The organism is Anaerostipes sp. 494a (genome assembly GCF_001940315.1).
GTDB classification, from domain to species: domain Bacteria; phylum Bacillota; class Clostridia; order Lachnospirales; family Lachnospiraceae; genus Anaerostipes; species Anaerostipes faecalis.
This window is the reverse complement of the sequence record NZ_MJIF01000001.1, coordinates 58,641-78,735: the sequence shown is the minus strand read 5'-3', so window position 1 is coordinate 78,735 and position 20,095 is coordinate 58,641. Positions and strand designations below refer to the sequence as shown.

Below are 20,095 nucleotides of genomic sequence, written 5' to 3'. Positions count from 1 at the left end.
ACCTTAATCCAAATAATCTTTCAATTTTCTGCTACGGCTTGGATGTCTTAATTTTCTTAATGCCTTCGCCTCGATCTGACGAATACGCTCTCTTGTTACATTAAATTCTTTACCGACTTCTTCCAAAGTACGTGCTCTGCTGTCATCTAATCCAAAACGAAGACGAAGAACTTTCTGTTCTCTTTCAGTAAGAGTACCCAAAACTTCATCCAACTGTTCTTTTAAGAGAGTAAAAGCAGCTGCGTCTGCAGGTACTGGTACATTTTCATCCTGAATAAAATCTCCAAGATGACTGTCTTCCTCTTCTCCAATTGGAGTTTCCAGAGAAACCGGTTCCTGAGAAATTTTCAGGATTTCCCGAACCCTGTCAACCGGAATATCCATTTCTTCTGCAATTTCCTCTGGAGATGGTTCTCTTCCCAGCTCCTGAAGCAGCTGTCTGGATACACGAATTAATTTGTTGATTGTTTCCACCATATGCACAGGAATTCGAATGGTTCTTGCCTGATCGGCAATCGCTCTTGTGATTGCCTGACGAATCCACCATGTTGCATAGGTACTGAATTTATACCCTTTTCGATAATCAAATTTTTCAACAGCTTTAATAAGTCCCAGGTTTCCTTCCTGAATCAGATCAAGAAACAGCATACCACGTCCTACATAACGTTTTGCAATACTGACCACCAGTCGAAGGTTTGCTTCTGCCAGTTTTTTCTTAGCAGCTTCATCTCCTTCTTCCATACGTTTCGCAAGCTCAATTTCTTCATCTGCACTTAAAAGAGGTACCTTTCCAATTTCTTTCAGATACATACGTACCGGATCTTCAATACTGATTCCATCAGGCACAGCGATTTCTGTTTCATCATCTAAGTTATCTTCCAGATCATCGTCAGTATCTTCTACCGCTGCCAGAGTCAGCACATCGATTCCATTCTGCTCCAGATAATCATAAATAGCCTCCATCATATCAGAAGTAAGCTTCATATCCTTAAAATATGTCTCAATCTGTGCATACTCCAGAAAATTCTTATTCTTTTTTCCTAATTCTACTAATCCAGCCAGTTTTTCACTGAATTGTTCCATTGTACCTTCCATAATTCGTCCTTTCTTCTCTCTCCTATTTTAACCAACCTATAATGAAATATGCAATTTTGACAATCTGCCTTTTTCCTTAATCAGCTCCTGCCATTTCAAAATATCGCTGGTTGAATTCATCTGTTGTTCGATGCTGTCTTCTTTGACCCGTCGAACGATATCTGTCAGTGCTTTATCATTATCTTCCGGCGAAGGTTCCATTTTTAATTTAGTATTAAACAGCTCTGCTATTTTATTCTGATCCTCAGGATCCGTATACTGATTCATGATCTTCGCAGGAATTACTTTCCTCTCTTCTTCATATTGTGAAAAAAGCATCAGTGCGGCACCATGATAAATTGGATCATAAAAATCATCCGGACCTATGAGTCCCCGAAGCTTTTCAAACAGAATTGGTTCATTGACCAGCCATGTAAGCAAAAGCTTTTGCGGTTGTTTCTTTTTACTCTCTCTGATATCCTCTCTTCGGATACTTTTTTCTTCATTTTCTTTCTTTTGCACTTCCTGTCTTTGTACATAGCCACTGGTTCCATAATAATTGACCAAATCAGAAAATTCTTTCTGTGCCATATAGTATTCACGGGAAACTGCATCAATATAATTCTTTCGCTCCAGCGGTTCTTCAATTACTGCCAGAAGCTTGGCTGCTTCATGCTGAAACTTTGTTTTCTCTTCCGGATCATCCTGATTATATTTTTTTGAAAGAACTTTTACCTGAAACATAAAACTGCTTACAGCTTTCCTGATTCGCTCTTCCAGAGCCTCAGCGCCCAGCTCTTTAATAAATTCATCCGGATCCTTATATGGAGTTAAATCCAACACCTTCACTGTCAGTCCAGCATCTTTCAAAATAGGAATCGCCCTTAGAATTGCCCTCTGACCGGCTTCATCACTATCAAAAGATAAAATGACATTTTCCGTATATCTGCGAAGAAGTGTTCCATGTCCACTGGTAAATGCTGTTCCCAATGCTGCTACCGCATTGGTAAACCCTGCCTGATGCATGGATATCACATCCATATATCCTTCACAAAGAATAATTTCATTCTTCCTGGAACTTCTTGCGAAATTTAATCCATAAAGATTTCGGCTTTTATCAAAGAGTTTTGTTTCTTTGGAGTTTAGGTACTTAGGTGTTCCATCGCCCATAACTCTTCCTCCAAAGCCTATCACACGGTTATTGACATCCACAATCGGAAACATGACCCGGTTCCAGAATTTATCACTTCCTCCCCGCTGTTCATCAATATTTACCAGTGCAGAATCTTTTAACTCCTCATCACTATATCCCTTGCTTTTTAAGAAACGATACAGATCATCGTTATAAATATCTGCATACCCAAGTCCAAATCGTCGAATAGTCTCTTCTGTAATGCCACGTTTCTTCAAATATTCAAGTCCCTTTTCTCCCCGCTTCTGATGAAGCAGATAATAGAAATAATTGGCTGCAAGCTTATTCATTTCCCTTAATCTTGCTTTTTCATCCATCTGTTTTTTAGCTTCATCATCTAATTCTTCCTCTGGCAGTTCCATACCTGCACGGTCTGCCAGAAATCTGACAGCCTCTGGAAATGAGAAATTTTCATATTCCATCAGAAACGTATAAATGTTTCCTCCGGCTCCACATCCAAAACAGTAATACATCTGCTTGTCCCTGCTCACAGAAAAAGAAGGAGACTTTTCATTGTGAAAAGGACACAAGCCAAAATAAGAGCTGCCCTTTTTCTTTAACGATACATATGAAGAGATAAGATCTACGATGTCATTGCGGCTTCGCACCTCTTCAATAATATCTTCTCCATAAATCACATTTGTCCCTCCTTAAAAGTTCTCTCCATATATATTATTCTACATATTTTCTCTGTTTCCTTTTTATTTTACATAAAAATATGAATTTCTATTTTCCTATCCAGAATTTTGGAATAAAAATCTCTTTGTATGTTTCTATTGCAAAATGATCCGTCATTCCGGCTATATAATCACATACTGCCTGTTCTTTTGTCTCTCCCTCATTTTCAATTCTTAAAAGATTATATTCTGGAAGTTTTTCAATGTGAAAGAGAAAATATTCATATAATGGCTCGATAATATGTGAAACCTTTTGTTCTTCCCTCTTTGTTGCCGGATCCTGATAAACGTTTTCAAACATAAATCTTCTCAGACCAAACATGGCATTATGTACTTTTTCTGACATGATAATATCATTCCTGCCTTCACTTTCATTGACAATATCAAGAATCATAGTATTCATTCGTTCCCTGACCGTATGACCCAGAATATCTGTGTATTCCATAGGGAGATCCTCTTCTGTAATTACTTTTGCTCTAATAGCATCATCCACATCATGATTGATATAGGCTATCTTATCTGCAAGGCGTACAATTTTTCCTTCTAAAGTAGACGGATTGCTGGCGGTTGAATGATTTTCCATACCATCCAGCACTTCCCATGTAAGATTCAGCCCCTTCCCGTTTTTTTCCAGATACTGAGCTATCCGCACACTTTGCATACTATGTTTGAATCCCATTGGATGCATGTCATTTAATACACGTTCCCCTGCATGACCAAAAGGTGTATGTCCCAGATCATGCCCCAGTGCAATAGCTTCTGTCAGCACTTCATTTAAGTTAAGGGCACAGGCAATAGTTCTGGCATTCTGTGAAACTTCCAGTGTATGAGTCAGTCTTGTCCTGTAATGGTCACCTTTCGGTGATAGAAAAACCTGTGTTTTATCTTTTAAACGGCGAAAAGCCTTACAATGCAGTATCCGATCCCGGTCTCGCTGAAAACATGTCCGGATCTCACACTCCACCTCAGGCCTTTTTCTTCCTTTTGTATTTATACTTAATGTCGCATAGACACTTAAAAAATCTTTTTCAGACTGTTCCTGCTTTTCTCTGATATTCATACACGGACCCTCCTGACTATATAGCATACACCACCTGGCATTTTGAATCCTTAAAATCGAGAATTATCTCACATCTGGTGTAATATCTGTTTCCATTACAGAAAGTGCATCTAATGATATTTTCATTATGTCCTTAATCTCTTCCACTGTCATGGATAAATAATCAGCCAGTTCCTCTGCCTTGGGTTCTCTTCCTAACTCTTTTGACAAATGAGTGGATGCTTCATCCAGCCGATTGGCTTTTAATGCCATCTGCTGGCTTACACTATCTGAACCTCTTTGCAGTGCAATAGCATCCAATATGGAATCCTCAATTGCCTTTCTGGCATGACGGAGAAATCCTTCTTCATCATTACCACGATAAGCAGCCATAGCTTCAAGAAGCCCGATATTTCCCTCTTGAATCAAATCAGCAAATAAGACTCCCTTCCCTCTATGGTTTTTAGCAATTTCAACTACAGCAGGAAGCAGACAGGAAATCACCATATCTCCATTATCTTCTCCCTGAAACCATGCCTGAAGCATTGCTTTCTGTTCTTCTTCACCTGGAAGATCCATATTTCTCAGTTCCTCTTCATAAAAATGAATGGCGGCACTTTCTTCCTCCGCTTCTTCATTCTCAGAATTCCCGGATGTTCCTTCATAACCAATCACTCGAATGCCTGCCTCTACATAACTGTCAAATAAAAGTTTCTGCGCTTCTTCATCCAGTGAATAATCACTAAAATATGTAATCAGTTCCTCTTTTGTAATCTGGTTGCCATTGGTTTTTGCAACCGCCAACATTTCTTCCATTCCTTTTAAAAATGCATTTTTATCCATGAACTATCTCCCTTTATGCTAATGCAAAATAAGCAATCACAAGAATACCAAGAATAATTCTGTATACCCCGAAAGCTTTAAAATCATTATTTTTAATATAGCCAAGTAAGAATTTAATTGCAATAACAGACACAATGAACGATACTGCCATTCCTGTTATTAAAACAATCGCTTCCATACTTGTAAAATTCAATCCGAATTTCAGTATTTTTATAAAACTTGCACCAAACATAACTGGTATTCCCAGGAAAAATGAAAATTCCGCTGCAACTGTTCTGGAGCATCCAATCAATATTCCTCCAAGAATAGTTGCACCTGATCTTGATGTTCCAGGAATCAGTGATAATACCTGAAAAACTCCGATGGCCAGAGCCATTGGATAACTAAGTCTGCCAAGATCATTCATCGGTCTGCGCCTGTTCTTTCGATTTCTGTTTTCAATCACAATAAACAAAATACCATAAATAATCAGCATCGCTGCAACAACCGGAGGGTTATAAAGATGTTCATCCAGCCAGTCATCCAAAGGAATACCTATTACTGCTGCAGGAAGGACAGCCAAAATAACCTTTGACCATAAAATCATGGTTTCTCCTTTTTCTGTACGACTTTTGCTAGGTGAAAAAGGATTCAATTTATGAAAATACAAAACCACAACAGCCATAATAGCCCCAAGCTGAATGACCACATTAAACATCTCCATAAACTCTGCAGACATGTTCAATTTGATAAATTCATCTGCAAGAATCAAGTGTCCGGTACTGCTGATTGGAAGCCACTCTGTAATTCCTTCCACAATACCAAGTATGATTGTTTTTACTAATAATAAAATGTCCATATTCTTCTCCCTTAGATGTAATAATCTTCAAAGTGGAAACAAGGGTGCTTAGGAAAACCTAACCACCCTTTGTCCTATGTTCTATTCTTCTGCGTCGTCATCTCCAAGAATTTTGACTTTTTCCTGTCTTAATTCTTCTACAGCTGTCGATAATGGTTTTTCTTCATCTGCATCTTCAACCAGTGGCATATCTCCTGCAATAATCTGTCTAGCACGTTTTGCACTTGCAAGTACAACAGAATAACGGCTGGAAATAACCTTTTCATCTTCACTGTCCCCATTGATAACTTTCATTAATTCTGTATATGATGGATGTAACATAATCATTCCTCCTATAATTCATTTAATCCTTTTTTTGTTTCTTCAATAAACTCAAGATTATTTGCAAGCAGACATTCCTTTGCCTGAACGATTGCATGAACCCGGTCAACACATTCCTCTAAATCATCATTAACGACTATATAGTCATATTTTGACATATCTTCGGATTCTTCTTTTGCACGATTCAGTCTTTTCTGTATGATTTCCTCAGATTCTGTTCCTCTTCCAACTAACCGTTCTTTAATGGCTGCTGCACTTGGAGCTGTAATAAAAATCAAAAGTGCATCTTTATACTGATTTTTTATATTAAATGCTCCCTGAACCTCAATCTCAAGAATGACATTATGTCCCGCTTTAAGTTCCTCTTCTACAAATTTACGAGGTGTCCCATAATAATTATCAACATATCTAGCATACTCTATAAATCCATTATAATCAATAAGATTCTTAAATTCTGCCTCTGTCTTAAAAAAATATTCTCTTCCGTTCTCTTCTCCAATGCGAGGGCTTCGTGTTGTAGCAGAAATAGACAGACTGTATCCATACTTATCAACCAGCTTTTTTGCTACTGTTCCCTTTCCAACACCTGAAAATCCGGAAATTACCAGCAATGAACCTCTTTTTCCCATCTTCATATCCCTTCTTATTCTATATTCTGAATCTGCTCTCTGACTTTTTCCACATTGGTCTTTAACTCGATTGCATGCTCAGATAATGCAACATCACTTGATTTTGACAGGATTGTATTTGCCTCACGATTCATTTCCTGGGCCATGAAATCAAGTTTTCGTCCAATACTTTCATCTGAATCCAGAACATCTCTCATGGAGCGAATATGACTCTGCAGTCTGACAATCTCTTCATCTACTGCAATCTTATCAGCATATAATGTTACCTCCGCAGCAATTCTGCTTTCTTCTATACCAGAATCCTCCAGAAAATCTTTCACTTTTTCTTCCAGTTTTACACGATATTCCCTGATAATGTCCGGTGAACGTTTTTCAATAAACAAAACGTCCTCTTCCATCTGTTTTAATTTTCCAAGAAGATCTGCTTTTAAATTAGATCCCTCTGCAGTTCTTGTCTCTACAAAATTTTCTGCTGCCTGGCGTAATGCACCTTCAATCAGCGCCCACCACACTTCCTCATCCTGTTGTTTCTCTTCAATTGTAACAACTTCTGGAAATCTTGCCAGACTGGAAGCGGTAATATCCATTTCTATTTGAAATTCTTCTTTCATTTTCTGAAAAACTTCCATATATTCACGAGCCATTTCCTTGTTATAGTAAAGTCCGACTCCTGTTTCAGATAAATCCTCAAAGGATACATAGATATCAATCTTTCCTCTGCTGACATATTCTTTCATAATGTTTCGAATCTTTGCTTCAAACATTGAGAATTTTTTTGGAAGTTTTAAAGACAGATCACAATATCTATGATTTACTGATTTCATTTCAACCGTGACTTTTTGATTATTGGTATTGGACATTTCTCCATGTCCAAACCCTGTCATACTCTTTATCATACATCTATCCTTCTTCTATATGTAATCTATCCGGGTTTCCGGATTATAAATTTTGTCAGTGAATTTTATTATACGCAAATATAGACTTTTCGTCAATCATTTGTCTGCAATACCTTTTGAAGACATTCCAGATAATGAAGAATCATCCCTTTTTTCAGCGGAACAAAAAAACCTATATCCAGTTCTTCATACTTGAAATGTTTGGGACCTCCCTTTTTTCCACGATTCCAATAGGTCATCATCTCTTCAAAAGAAAGAAAATAACAGGCATGTCGATTGGTAAAATAAATCAGAAGGAAACTGATTCCGCCCTGCTCTTGAAATTGTTTCATAAAATCAATCTGATGCTCGTGAATATTTTGAAGCGGAAAAACATCTGATGCACATTCTTTAGCATCAAAACAGATGGGAATTCCCTGTACTACACCTATATAATCCACAGTGCTCTTCTGATCAAAATATGCAAGTGTTATTTGCCTTTTTGTCTTATCAAAACGAACCGGCTTAATAGATGTTGGAATTTTCTGGACCAGAGCCAGTTTCTGTTGTCTGTATTTTTCATTGGTATAATTAATAAGTTCTTCCAGAACAGAACCTCTCAACCCTTTTACATTCCAGCTTCCCATAATTATCTCCCAAATAAATCTTTTTTAATTTTACAAAACATTTCCGGCAGAGGAGCTTTAATTATTTTTCCCTGAAGATTTCTACATCCATCCATCTGATCAGGAAATTTCAATTCACTGCAGTGCAACAGCTGACTTGTAATTCCATATTTATCTTTTGCCCACTGATTCCATGATTTATGACCATATTTAAAATCTCCCAAAAGGGGATGTCCAGTACTGGCAAGATGTGCCCTGATCTGATGAGTTTTTCCGGTAATCAGTTTAACACGAAGCAATGTACACTCATCTTTTGTTAAAACCGGTTCATAAAATGTTTCAATTTCAACGCCATCTGCTCCTTTTTTCCCTGAAACCATAACCTTATTATTTTTATGATTTTTTACAAGAAATCCCGATACTTTTCTGGACTGATCGATTCTCCCTTTTACGATACAAAGATAATATTTATCAATCGTTCGTTCTTTTAACATATGCGCCATTGTCTGCAATCCCTCCAGAGAAATCCCGCCGATAATAATTCCCGTGGTATTTCGGTCCAGCCGGTTACAGATTGACGGTGTTACCATCTGTAAATCCTGTTTTGTGATCAGGCCTTTCTCCAATGCATAGGGAGCAATCTGTTCATTGATAGAAACATCTGATGCTTTGGATTTCTGGGATAAAACACCCCATGGTTTATTAATAAATATTACATTCTGATCTTCATAAAGCACATCCAGAGATAATGTCTGCTTCTGAACTTTAACTTCCTTTTGAAAATTTATAATAGTATCTTCAGCCAGATAAATCTGTATCAGATCTCCATTGACCAGCTTTTCGTTGCCTGAAGCCTTTTTACCATTTAATTTTATATTCTTTTTTCTAAGCATTTTATATAAAAAGCTTTTAGGAGCCTGGTTTAAATATTTCCCCAGCATCTTATCCAGACGCTGTCCCTCCTCTTTTGATGTCACATGTATTTCTCTCATATAGTTCCTTCTAACCAATAAATTTTATAATCAGTTCTTCGGGCAGAATCGCACAAAGGATTCTCATTACTTTCATAGTAAATCCATAAACGGAAACCGCTTTATTCCGCTTTCCATCCTCTAATGCTTTTTTTACAACTTTTTTTGAATCTGCCATAACAAATTTTTTGTAAAATTTCATTTCCTGATGCTGATATGCCGTTTCAAAAAATTCTGTTTTTACAGGTCCCGGGCAAATAGCTGTTACTTTGATACCTCTAGCAGCCACTTCCTGGCGAAGTGCCATGGTAAAGCTTAATACATAAGCTTTTGTTGCCGCATATATTGAAAATCCCGGCTGAGGACAGAAAGCTGCTGATGAAGCAAATTGAAAAATATGTGCTCCCTTTTCCATATAGGGAAGTACCATATATGTCATTCTGGACAGTGCAGTACAATTAAGCTCTATCATATTAACTATTTCCTCTTCTGACAAAGTCTCAAAATTTCCTGAGATTCCTATTCCTGAACTATTTGCTAAAATACCGACCCTTGGTTTTTCTTTTTGTAGAGTCACTTTTAATTTTTCAAAACTATCATTGTTTCTTAAATCAAAAACAAAAGGACGTATTTCAACATCCTTTATCTGCTCTTTCAGAGCAATTAATCTATCTTCTCTTCGTGCAATAACCCATATTTCTTCAAGTACCGGATATTTTTTTACAATCTGCAAAATAAATTCTCTGCCCATACCGGAAGATGCACCTGTCACAATTGCAATTTTTTTCATCTTACTTTCCTCATATCACTGAAATCTGCCTGTAATCATAATTTCTGATATGTCCCATTGAGAACATCATAATAGGATTCTATGTAATAATCTGCCAGCTGCAGTTTTTGTTCCATCACCCGTTCTGAATAAGGATCCTTTACTGCACAGGTAGTCATATTGGCCCGGTTACCCGCCATCAGTCCATAAGGAATATCTTCGAACACCAGCACCTGTTCTGGTTCTACATTAAGGTTCCTTGCCGCATGGAGATAGACATCGGGCTCCGGCTTTCCCTTGGGAACCTCATTGGATGTACAGATATAATCAAAGGCATCCATAATACCATTTGCTTTCAGACATGCTTTTGTCAGTTCTCTTGAATTACTGGTTGCAATTCCCAAAGAATATTTCTGTTGTTTCAACATGGAAATAAATTCACGGGCTCCATCTTTTAAAGGAATTTCATGTATATACATCTGAGATGCCATTTGATTCCATGTATCCATGATTTCTTCAATAGAAAGTGGTAATGGAAAGTGTTCTTTAAAATATACTGCCGTTTCACGAAAACTAAATCCTTCCAGTGCATCATTTAATCCTTCCGGAACAGTCATTCCATATTTTCCGAGAAAACGGATATCAATTTCTTTCCAGATCCACATGGAATCAACTAACGTTCCATCCAGATCAAATATTACTGCTTTTTTATCTGTTAACATGTATGCTCCTTTAACTGTCTGATTTCTTCCGATGTTAATGTTCTGTATTCTCCCAATGATAGATTCTCATCCAATACGAGTTTTCCCATAGACAAACGTTTCAGGTATAAAACCTCGCTTCCGGCAGATTTTACCATTCTCTTTACCTGATGATACTTTCCTTCTGTTATGGTTATTAAAATCAGAGATTCCTTTTCATTTGCCTCAATTATCTTAAGTTCCGCCGGTTTTGCCACTTCACCATTTCCTATGGATATCCCATTTGAAAACAGCTCCACAGTTTTTTTATCTATACACCCGGAAACTCTGGCAAAATAGACTTTTTTCACATGCTTTTTGGGTGAAAGCAGATTATGAGCCAATTCTCCATCATCCGTCAGTAATAACAATCCTTCTGTATCTTTATCTAGTCTTCCCACAGGAAACAGTTTATTTTTATAAGATTCACTAATCAGATCCAAAACTGTTGAATCCTGCCGGTCTTTAGTAGCAGAAACCACTCCTGCCGGTTTATGAAGCATCAGATAATGAAACTCTTCATAGGATAATTTCTTCCCATCAAGTAAAACCTGCTCTGTCTCCGGCTGTATTTTATATTCAGGTTTTTTTATAATCTGATCCTTAACCTGTACTTTCCCTTTTTTCAGGAATTCCTTAGCTTCTTTTCTGGTAATATCCAGACAGCTGCACAGATATTTATCCAAACGTACCTGTTTTCCCATTATAACCATCTCCAACTGGATGCGTACTTATTTTTCATTCTTCCTTTTTTTATCTTACCCCAACCTAAAGGAAACTGTCCTGTTCCAATCAGATGAATTCCTTCAGAGCTGGTATCAACATCCAGAGTCTCACATTTTAAATATTTTATTGTCTGCTCATCATTTTCTTCAAAAGATATATACGCCGGATATTCTTCCGGGCGAAGAGCAACTGCAAATGACTGACTTGGCTCAAATCTGCCTTTCTTCATTTCTCCCAGAAATAATCCTTTTCTTAAAATACGGACCTTGGAAAGTTCAGGAATATCTTCTTTCAGATAAAAAAGTTTCCCCTGATGCTCTCTCACATGATTCCAGTCTATATCCATCTTACATTGTTTAAAAAATTTCTTTGTTTCATCTGTAAGTTTTGGTTTTCGAATACGTTCATATGTGAATTCCGGTTCCTGACCTGGGGCTTTCATAAGTAATGCCAGAAAATGACCTTCTCCTTTAATCTTATGAGGCCAGAGTCTGATACAATTCTTAATATCCTCTCTTCCTGTCAACGTCCATTCAGGATGTCCCTGATCAAATCCTTCACACATTTTCATTGGAACCAATGATAAATCCTCATTTTTTTCAAGTAAATATTCTATTACCTGTTCGTTTTCTTCCGGAGAAAAAGTGCAGGTGGAATATAACATCATCCCGCCTGGCTTTAAAAGCTTTATGGCATCATCAACAATTTCTCTTTGTAATCTGGCATAAGGTTCACTTCCCTTTTGCTCCCAGTTTTTGATTTCATTATTGCCCTTTCGAAACATTCCCTCTCCAGAGCATGGAGCATCCACCAGAATCTTATCAAAAAATCCTGTCAGTGACGGTACCATATATTTTGCTTCTGTACAAAGAACTATACTATTTCGGATCCCAAACATTTCAATATTTCGAATTAATGCTTTTGTTCTTGAAATGCTCACATCATTTGATACAAGAAGACCTTCTCCTTTAAGCTTCGCTCCCAGTTCTGTTGATTTGCCTCCCGGTGCAGCACACAAATCCAGGACCCTGTCCCCTGGATTCACCGGCAGATAAGCCGCCGGTGTCATGGCACTAGGTTCCTGGATGTAATAAAGTCCTGCATGATAAAACGGATGCTTAGAAGGTTTTTCTTCTCTGTCAACATAAAATCCGTTTTCGGTCCATGGAACTTTTGTAACATGAAACGGACAAATCTTTAAGAATTCTTCCACTGAAATTTTCAAAGTGTTTACTCTGATTCCATAGTATGCCGGATCATCTAAATGTCTCTCATATTCCGCAAAGTCTTCCTTTAAAAGACCTTTCATTTTTTTTTCAAATTCAATTGGTAATTCCATATTTCTTTTATGAAATACTCTGTGCACGATAACCCTCTGCTATAATATCCAGCTGTTTGTTAAAATGCTCCAGGCTTTCCATATCTCCTGTCTCGTAGATTTTATAAAATTCATCCTGTATTTTAATTACTTCATGCTTATTTGCAACCTTGTACAGATTCTGCATCGTATGAAGGATCTCAGATACAACATTGGCCTTCTTTCGAAATGAATTCTGCGCATCCATTATCTCATCACGAACAGAAGACATTTCACGATCCAGCATAACAATTGCGTTTGATGCACGAAGCAGCTTTTCTGTTACATGATCGGGAATATTTCCTTTGTATTTATACTGCAGGGAATGTTCCACTGTTGCCCAGAAATTCATGGCAAGAGTTCTGATCTGTATCTCTGCCTGCAGACGTTTTTTGCCATAAATGGTATTAACTTCATAATAAATAATCAGATGATAGCTTCTATATCCGCTATCTTTCGAATGGGAAATATAGTCTTTATGGCTTTTAATCTCCATATCTGAACGATTCTCGATAATCTCAACAACTTTCTCGATATCTTCCACAAACTGACAAGTAAGGCGTACTCCTGCAATATCTTCCAACTCCGTCTCTATGTGGTTAACATTGATTTTTTTTCGCTGCATCTTATCCAGAATACTTGATATGGTCTTCACTCTTCCATCCACCTGTTCAATAGGCGAATACCTTCCCGCTTGCCGGTATTCTGCAATGATATGGTGAAATTTCAAAACCAGTTCATCTACCGCCAACTCGTATGGGCTAAGCATTTCTCTCCACAATTGTATTTCCATGTATAACCTCCTGTTTATCATTCTATTATAACATATTTTTGCATAGAAAAATAGCCAACTTTCGTTGATATTACATAAAGCTGACTATTCCTTATCCCATCTTATGAGTTTAATCTTTTGTTACCACTCCAGATATACTGCTCCCCAGGTTAATCCTCCTCCGAAACCACAGAGCACGATCTTGTCTCCTGGTTGCAGCATACCTTTTCTATTCATCTCATCCAAAAGAATAGGCACTGTTGCTGAAGAAGTATTTGCACAGTGATCCAGATTCATCGGGAACTTCTCAATTGGTTCTTTCAATCGTTTTGACGCAGATTCAATAATTCTGCGATTTGCCTGATGAAGAACATAATATTTAATTTCGTCTTTGGATATTCCCGCTGTCTCCAAGACTTTATTTATACTTGCCGGAATTTTCTTCACTGCAAATTTAAACACTTCCTGACCATTCATGGAAACCTGCTCTAAAGGACTATCATCTTTCACAAGAAGGTTATTCAGCTTTCTTTCACCACAAGTCAGTACATCTCCCATACTGCCATTAGATCCTGCTTCAATAAAAATTTCTCTTTCAGGATCAGCTTCAACAATAGCACATCCGGCGCCATCACCAAACAGAACACAAGTGCTCCGATCATTCCAGTCCATAAGTTTTGAAAGTGTTTCCACACCAATGACCATCATTTTCTTACCCATCCCTGCCTTGGCATATGCCATAGCTGTCTGAAGTCCGAAAATAAATCCTGAACATGCTGCATTAATATCCATACAAACTGCATTTACAGCTTCAATTCCCTTCTGAACCTGACAGGATGTACTTGGTGTAGCATGATCTCCAGATAAAGTAGCTACAAAAATATGATCCAGCTCTTCTGGAGAAATTCCTGCATCCTCTAATGCAATCCTGGCAGCTTTTACTGCCATAGAAGATGTTGTATCCTCTACAGAAATATGTCTTGATCTAATACCCGTTCTTGACGAAATCCATTCATCACTGGTATCCATCACCTTCGCAAGATCATCATTGGTTACATTTCTCTCCGGAAGGAAACTTCCTGTTCCTAATATTTTAACAGCCATAATAACTCCATTTATTCTTTTGATTTTAAATTACTTTGTCTATCAAAGTATATTCTTTTTTTCTCCATTTGTCAATGTATCTCAGATGATGATACAAACTAATCCGCCATTACTTTCATTAATAATTTTTTCCATGGTTTCCTGGAGCTTTTGCTGACTTTCATCAGTCATTTTCAAAGCTTTTGCCTGCATACCGTCTCCGACCAGCTGCTCCAGTGTTTTACCAAAAATATTCACATCCCACATACTTTCTCCAGGCTCTCCTGATCCTTTTTCAATATATTCCATTAAATCTTTTGCCTGATATTCTTCTCCTACAATAGGCGCAAGCTCGGTGGAAATATTTGCACGAATCATATGAATAGAAGGTGCACTGGCTTTAATCTTTACTCCATATTTATTTCCATGTTTCACAATCTTAGGTTCTTCTAATGTAATATCTTCTTTTGTAGGAGTTACAACTCCATATCCCCTTTGTTTTACAGCATTTAATGCTTCCCCTACTTCCTCATATTCCTTTTTCTTTCTCGCCAGCTCTCTCATAATCCTAATGAATTCATACTCGTTTTTAATTGGAAATCCGATGGTTTCACTTAGGAAGTCGTAATAATATTTATCGTCTATTGTCACCTGTACTGTTACTTTTCCGGTATCCATGGCAACCGAATCCAGTTTCCATGCCTTTATGTACTGATTTTCCGGAGTCATTTTCTCATAAACATCTTTCATAGTGGATTTTTCTTTCATGATTTCTGCAGCAGTCTCTAACAATTCCCTTTTCACAGGATGACTTTTTGATAAAGTTTCTGTCCATTTTGGAACATAAAATCCAATATAGGAAATTGGAAATTCCATCAGAATGCTTTTTAAAATCAAATATATATCTTCCTTTTTCAGCTGTTCCAGATTTAACGGAATTACCTTCGCCTGATATTTTTCTTCTTTTTCCTTTGCCAGCGCAATAGTTTCCTCTGAATATGGATGTACCGTATTTAATAATACTACAAAGGGTTTTTTTAGATTTTTAAGCTGAGAGACAGTTTCCTCTTCCGGTTCCTCATACTGCCTGGCCGGTATATCCCCAAAAGATCCATCACATGTGACTACTACACCTATGGTTGAATGTTCCGTAATAACTTTTCTGGTTCCTATGGCAGCTGCTTTGGTAAAGGGAATTTCATAATCAAACCACGGAGTCTTTACCAAACGTTCTTCCTCCCCTTCCATATGTCCTGTAGCTCCATCCACCATATAGCCAACACAATCAATCAGACGAACACTTAATTCTATTTCATCCTCAACTTTAATAGAAACTGCTTCATTGGGCACAAATTTAGGTTCTGTGGTCATTATGGTTTTACCGCTGGAAGACTGTGGCAATTCATCATTTGCACGATTTCTCTCATTTTCATTTTCCATATTCGGAAGTACCATCAGATTCATAAACCGTTTGATAAATGTACTTTTTCCCGTTCGAACAGGTCCGACAACGCCAATATACATTTCCCCATTGGTTCTTGCTTTCATATCCTTATATACATTAAACTGATCCATAATATCCTCCTTGGATAGACTGTTACAGTATATGCAGGATTTTTGAAAATATTCCCTTTATGCAAAAAGGACCTGTTCCAATTTTCACAGAAACAAATCCCTTTTGTCTTTATCCTTTATACTTCACTGAAAAATTTAGCCTTCACTTCTTCCACCGGCATTTCTTTTCCGGTAAACAGTTTAAAAGATGCAACTCCCTGCCATAAAAGCATTCCATTCCCTGGAACTGTGATACATCCATGTTCTTTAGCTTCTCTTAACAGCCTTGTTTCTTTCGGATTATAAACAACATCTGCTACTACCAGTCCTTCATGAAACAGACTTGTATCCATGATAACTGTTGTATCTTCTTTCGGTTTCATTCCAAGAAGAGTTCCATTAACCAGAATATCTGCTGCATCAATTTTCTCACGCATAATATCTTTCGCATCCAGATCATACAATTCTACCTGACACTCCGGAACTTTTGCCATAATCTTTTCAACCATTTTTTCTGCTCTTTCGAAGAACGGATCTCTAGGATTAAAAATTGTAATTGATGCTGCTCCATCCAGTGCACATTGTACCTGAATGGCTGTTGCTGCTCCACCTGCACCAAAGATCACGATATTTTTATCTTTTACTTCTACACCATGGTCTTTTAAATTGGCAACAAATCCTTCACCATCTGTAATATGTCCATACAGTTTTCCATCACGATTCACAATAGTGTTAACTGCTCCGATCAGTTCAGATGCCGGTGATAATTCATCCATATTCTGCGCTGCTGCTGTTTTACATGGCATTGTTACATTACATCCCTGTATATTTAATAAACGCATGGTTTTTACAAATTCAGGCACCTGATCTTCTTTAATATCAAATGCAAGGTATGCTCCATCCACATCACATGCCTGAAAACCATAATTTTGCATTGCCGGTGATCCTGAATGTCCTACTGGCGACCCGATTAATCCGTATAACTTTGTTGTTCCTGTAATTCTCGCTTCCATTATGCTAATTCTCCTATTCTTTTTCCCAGCCTAAACTTCTCTTAACAGCTTTCTGCCATCCAGTAAGTTTCTCGCTGCGTATTGTATCTTCCATATCCGGTTGAAAGATCTGATCTAATTTCCAGTTCTTTTTAATTTCATCTTTATCTTTCCAGTATCCTACTGCAAGACCTGCCAGATAGGCAGCTCCCATTGCTGTTGTCTCCACACATTCAGGTCGATGTACCGGAGCATTGATCATATCTGACTGAAACTGCATTAAAAAGTTATTGGCACAAGCTCCTCCATCAACTTTTAATGATTCAAGATGGATTCCACTGTCTTCTTCCATAGCCTTCAATACATCCAGCGTCTGATATGCCAGAGCTTCCAAAGTTGCTCTAACGATATGTTTTTTGTTAACTCCTCTGGTCAATCCCTGAATGCTTCCTCTGGCATACTGATCCCAATATGGAGCTCCAAGTCCTGTAAAAGCCGGAACCACATAACATCCATTGGTATCCGGTACAGATACTGCCATGGCTTCACTTTCAGATGCCTTCTCAAATAATCCTAATTCATCTCGCAGCCACTGAATCGCTGCTCCTGCCACAAATATTGAGCCTTCCAATGCATAATCAATTTTTCCATCCATTCCACAGGCAATGGTTGTTATCAGCCCGTTCTTGGAATTTACAGGCATTTTCCCTGTATTCATCAGCATAAAACATCCTGTCCCATATGTATTCTTTGCTTCTCCTGGTTCAAAGCAGGTCTGACCAAACAAAGCGGCCTGTTGATCTCCGGCTGCACCGGCAATAGGAATTTCACAACTCATAATATCTTTATCCAGATATCCATAAATTTCACTGCACGAAACAACTTCAGGGAGAATTTCTTTGGGAATATCCAAAATCTTCAGAATTTCCTCATCCCAGCACAGATCATTGATATTAAAAATCATAGTTCTTGCCGCATTAGTATAATCCGTTACATGAACTTTTCCACCAGTTAAATTCCATATTAACCATGTTTCTACGGTTCCGAACAGAATATCTCCCTTTTGAGCCTTCTCTCTTGCACCTTCTACATGATCAAGAATCCATTTAATCTTCGTACCTGAAAAATACGCATCGATCGGAAGTCCTGTTTTTCTCTGAATCATTTCTTCCAATCCCTGATTTTTTAACTGGTCACAATATCCTGACGTTCTCCTGCATTGCCATACAATAGCATTATAAATGGGCTGTCCGGTATTCCTGTCCCATAAAATAGTTGTTTCTCTCTGATTGGTGATACCAATTCCAACCACATCTTCTGCTTCAATCCCTATTTTTTCTACAGCATAAATCATAACCTTTTTTTGTGTTTCCCAGATTTCCACAGGGTCATGTTCCACCCATCCTGGTTTTGGGAAATACTGAGTAAATTCCTGTTGTGCCATACTGCAGATTTCACCTTTTTCATTAAACAGCACACAACGGGAGCTGGTTGTCCCTGCATCCAGGGCCATCATATATTTGTGTTCCATAAACGATTCTCCTTTGCAGAGATGATTCTATCTTCCTTCGATGATTTCCTGAATCAGATCTCTTTCATCCATATGGTGTTTTACACCTTTTATTTCCTGATAATCTTCATGTCCCTTCCCTGCAAGTATTACGATGTCCCCGCTTCCAGCATGTTCCATACAATATCGAATGGCTTCTTTACGATCCGGAATAGTTACATATTCACCCGGACCTTTATGAACACCAATCAAAATGTCATTGATAATATCCATTGGTTCTTCATTTCTTGGATTATCGGAAGTTACCACTGTAAGATCTGCAAGATTTGAAGAAACCTCTCCCATTTCATAACGTCTGGCTTTTGCACGATTTCCACCACATCCAAATAAGCAGTAAATCTTTTTTGGATTGTATTTTCTAATGGTTGTCAAAAGACTTTCCAGACTCATGGCATTGTGAGCATAATCAATCATTAATGTATATTCTCCTGGAGTTTTTACAATCTCCAGTCTTCCTTTTACCTGAATGGTATTCAATGCAGATAGTACATCCTCTTTTACAATTCCCATATGGCGGCAAAGAGAAATCGCTGCAAGGGAATTATATACTGTAAAATCTCCCGGAATGTCTACATGAACATTGTATTCCTGTTTTCCTTTCAGATCATAGGATACTCCCAGATATCCAGGTTCCTGTATACGCTTTACATTCTGGGCATACACATCATTGGTATCTTTCATGCCAAATGTCTCAATATCACAGGTATGGTCTTTGATGATACGATCTACATACTCATCATCTCCATTGACAATTCCCTGTTTACATTGCTGAAACAGAAGGCTCTTGCAATGAATATAATCATCCATATCCTTATGTTCGTTTTCCCCGATATGGTCTTCTGCCAGATTGGTAAATAATCCATAATCAAAAGTGAATCCACCAACTCTGTGGAGCATAAGTCCCTGTGAAGATACTTCCATAACTACATTTTTACATCCTGCATCTGCCATCTTACGAAATGATTCCTGAATCACATAAGACTCCGGTGTCGTATTTACAGAAGGAATCTTATCATCACCAATAATCGTCTCAATGGTTCCGATCAAACCTGTTTTCTGTCCTGCATGCTCCAGCACGGAACGAATCATATAAGTAATAGTTGTTTTCCCTTTGGTTCCTGTAATTCCAATAGTGGTAAGTTCTTCTGCAGGATATCCAAAATATGCTGCTGACATCTCTGCCAGCGCCAGTCTTGTATCCTTCACCTTAATAACGGTCAGCCCTTCCGGCATTTCTGTATCTTTCTCTACCACCACTGCTGCTGCACCATTTTCAGCAACCTGTGCAACAAATTTATGTCCGTCAAAAGCTGCTCCTGAAATACATACAAACACACTTCCTTTTTCAACTTTTCTGGAATCATAAACCAGTGTAGATATTTCTATTTCTGCATCTCCCTGGATACATTCAAATTCTGATCGTTCTAATAAGTCTTTTAATTTCATC

Annotated in this window: 20 protein-coding genes; all 20 read right to left on the bottom strand. The window is 37.8% G+C overall.

What is annotated here, in order from left to right; all coding sequences use genetic code 11:
• Positions 1-3: 3 nt before the first annotated feature.
• Positions 4-1,095: an RNA polymerase sigma factor RpoD gene (gene rpoD, locus BHF70_RS00415; protein WP_075758410.1), complete on the bottom strand. Its 1,092-nt coding sequence runs from the start codon at positions 1,093-1,095 to the stop codon at positions 4-6.
• Positions 1,096-1,131: 36 nt separating this feature from the next.
• Complete coding sequence (dnaG, locus tag BHF70_RS00410) at positions 1,132-2,904, bottom strand: DNA primase (RefSeq protein ID WP_075758409.1); 1,773 nt, start codon at positions 2,902-2,904, stop codon at positions 1,132-1,134.
• Positions 2,905-2,992: 88 nt separating this feature from the next.
• A complete protein-coding gene (locus BHF70_RS00405) occupies positions 2,993-4,003 on the bottom strand; it encodes a deoxyguanosinetriphosphate triphosphohydrolase (RefSeq protein ID WP_075758408.1) in 1,011 nt (336 codons plus the stop codon).
• A gap of 63 nt (positions 4,004-4,066) precedes the next feature.
• Positions 4,067-4,825, bottom strand: coding sequence for a sigma-70 domain-containing protein (locus BHF70_RS00400; RefSeq protein ID WP_075758407.1), 759 nt, complete (start codon positions 4,823-4,825; stop codon positions 4,067-4,069).
• Positions 4,826-4,838: 13 nt separating this feature from the next.
• Complete coding sequence (locus BHF70_RS00395; RefSeq protein ID WP_075758406.1) at positions 4,839-5,663, bottom strand: undecaprenyl-diphosphate phosphatase; 825 nt, start codon at positions 5,661-5,663, stop codon at positions 4,839-4,841.
• A gap of 81 nt (positions 5,664-5,744) precedes the next feature.
• Entirely contained in the window at positions 5,745-5,984 is a 240-nt protein-coding gene (rpoZ, locus tag BHF70_RS00390) for a DNA-directed RNA polymerase subunit omega (protein ID WP_075758405.1), read from the bottom strand.
• An 11-nt stretch (positions 5,985-5,995) separates the two neighbouring features.
• Positions 5,996-6,613 carry a guanylate kinase gene (gene gmk / locus BHF70_RS00385; RefSeq protein WP_075758404.1) on the bottom strand — a complete coding sequence of 206 codons (618 nt, stop codon included), beginning with the start codon at positions 6,611-6,613 and terminating at the stop codon, positions 5,996-5,998.
• Positions 6,614-6,627: 14 nt separating this feature from the next.
• On the bottom strand, positions 6,628-7,509 hold the full coding sequence (locus tag BHF70_RS00380; RefSeq protein WP_075758403.1) for a YicC/YloC family endoribonuclease: 882 nt from the start codon (positions 7,507-7,509) through the stop codon (positions 6,628-6,630).
• Between the two features lie 92 nt (positions 7,510-7,601).
• Positions 7,602-8,135: a Holliday junction resolvase RecU gene (locus BHF70_RS00375; RefSeq protein ID WP_075758402.1), complete on the bottom strand. Its 534-nt coding sequence runs from the start codon at positions 8,133-8,135 to the stop codon at positions 7,602-7,604.
• Positions 8,136-8,137: 2 nt separating this feature from the next.
• Positions 8,138-9,106 carry an RluA family pseudouridine synthase gene (locus tag BHF70_RS00370; RefSeq protein WP_075758401.1) on the bottom strand — a complete coding sequence of 323 codons (969 nt, stop codon included), beginning with the start codon at positions 9,104-9,106 and terminating at the stop codon, positions 8,138-8,140.
• A gap of 10 nt (positions 9,107-9,116) precedes the next feature.
• Positions 9,117-9,875 carry an SDR family NAD(P)-dependent oxidoreductase gene (locus BHF70_RS00365; RefSeq protein WP_075758400.1) on the bottom strand — a complete coding sequence of 253 codons (759 nt, stop codon included), beginning with the start codon at positions 9,873-9,875 and terminating at the stop codon, positions 9,117-9,119.
• A 35-nt stretch (positions 9,876-9,910) separates the two neighbouring features.
• Entirely contained in the window at positions 9,911-10,576 is a 666-nt protein-coding gene (locus tag BHF70_RS00360; protein ID WP_075758399.1) for an HAD family hydrolase, read from the bottom strand.
• Positions 10,570-11,307: a pseudouridine synthase gene (locus tag BHF70_RS00355; protein ID WP_083638194.1), complete on the bottom strand. Its 738-nt coding sequence runs from the start codon at positions 11,305-11,307 to the stop codon at positions 10,570-10,572. The genes BHF70_RS00360 and BHF70_RS00355 overlap by 7 nt, the downstream gene beginning before the upstream one ends.
• Entirely contained in the window at positions 11,298-12,659 is a 1,362-nt protein-coding gene (locus BHF70_RS00350; protein WP_075760470.1) for an RsmF rRNA methyltransferase first C-terminal domain-containing protein, read from the bottom strand. The genes BHF70_RS00355 and BHF70_RS00350 overlap by 10 nt, the downstream gene beginning before the upstream one ends.
• A gap of 7 nt (positions 12,660-12,666) precedes the next feature.
• Complete coding sequence (locus BHF70_RS00345) at positions 12,667-13,470, bottom strand: GTP pyrophosphokinase (protein WP_075758397.1); 804 nt, start codon at positions 13,468-13,470, stop codon at positions 12,667-12,669.
• Positions 13,471-13,590: 120 nt separating this feature from the next.
• A complete protein-coding gene (locus BHF70_RS00340) occupies positions 13,591-14,553 on the bottom strand; it encodes a beta-ketoacyl-ACP synthase III (RefSeq protein ID WP_075758396.1) in 963 nt (320 codons plus the stop codon).
• 81 nt (positions 14,554-14,634) lie between these two features.
• The gene (gene spoIVA, locus BHF70_RS00335) at positions 14,635-16,107 is read right to left on the bottom strand and encodes a stage IV sporulation protein A (protein WP_075758395.1); all 1,473 of its coding nucleotides are present in this window, start codon (positions 16,105-16,107) and stop codon (positions 14,635-14,637) included.
• Between the two features lie 116 nt (positions 16,108-16,223).
• On the bottom strand, positions 16,224-17,099 hold the full coding sequence (aroE, locus tag BHF70_RS00330; RefSeq protein WP_075758394.1) for a shikimate dehydrogenase: 876 nt from the start codon (positions 17,097-17,099) through the stop codon (positions 16,224-16,226).
• A 13-nt stretch (positions 17,100-17,112) separates the two neighbouring features.
• On the bottom strand, positions 17,113-18,609 hold the full coding sequence (glpK, locus tag BHF70_RS00325) for a glycerol kinase GlpK (protein WP_075758393.1): 1,497 nt from the start codon (positions 18,607-18,609) through the stop codon (positions 17,113-17,115).
• Between the two features lie 27 nt (positions 18,610-18,636).
• A complete protein-coding gene (locus BHF70_RS00320) occupies positions 18,637-20,094 on the bottom strand; it encodes a UDP-N-acetylmuramoyl-L-alanyl-D-glutamate--2,6-diaminopimelate ligase (protein ID WP_075758392.1) in 1,458 nt (485 codons plus the stop codon).
• Position 20,095 lies beyond the last annotated feature (1 nt).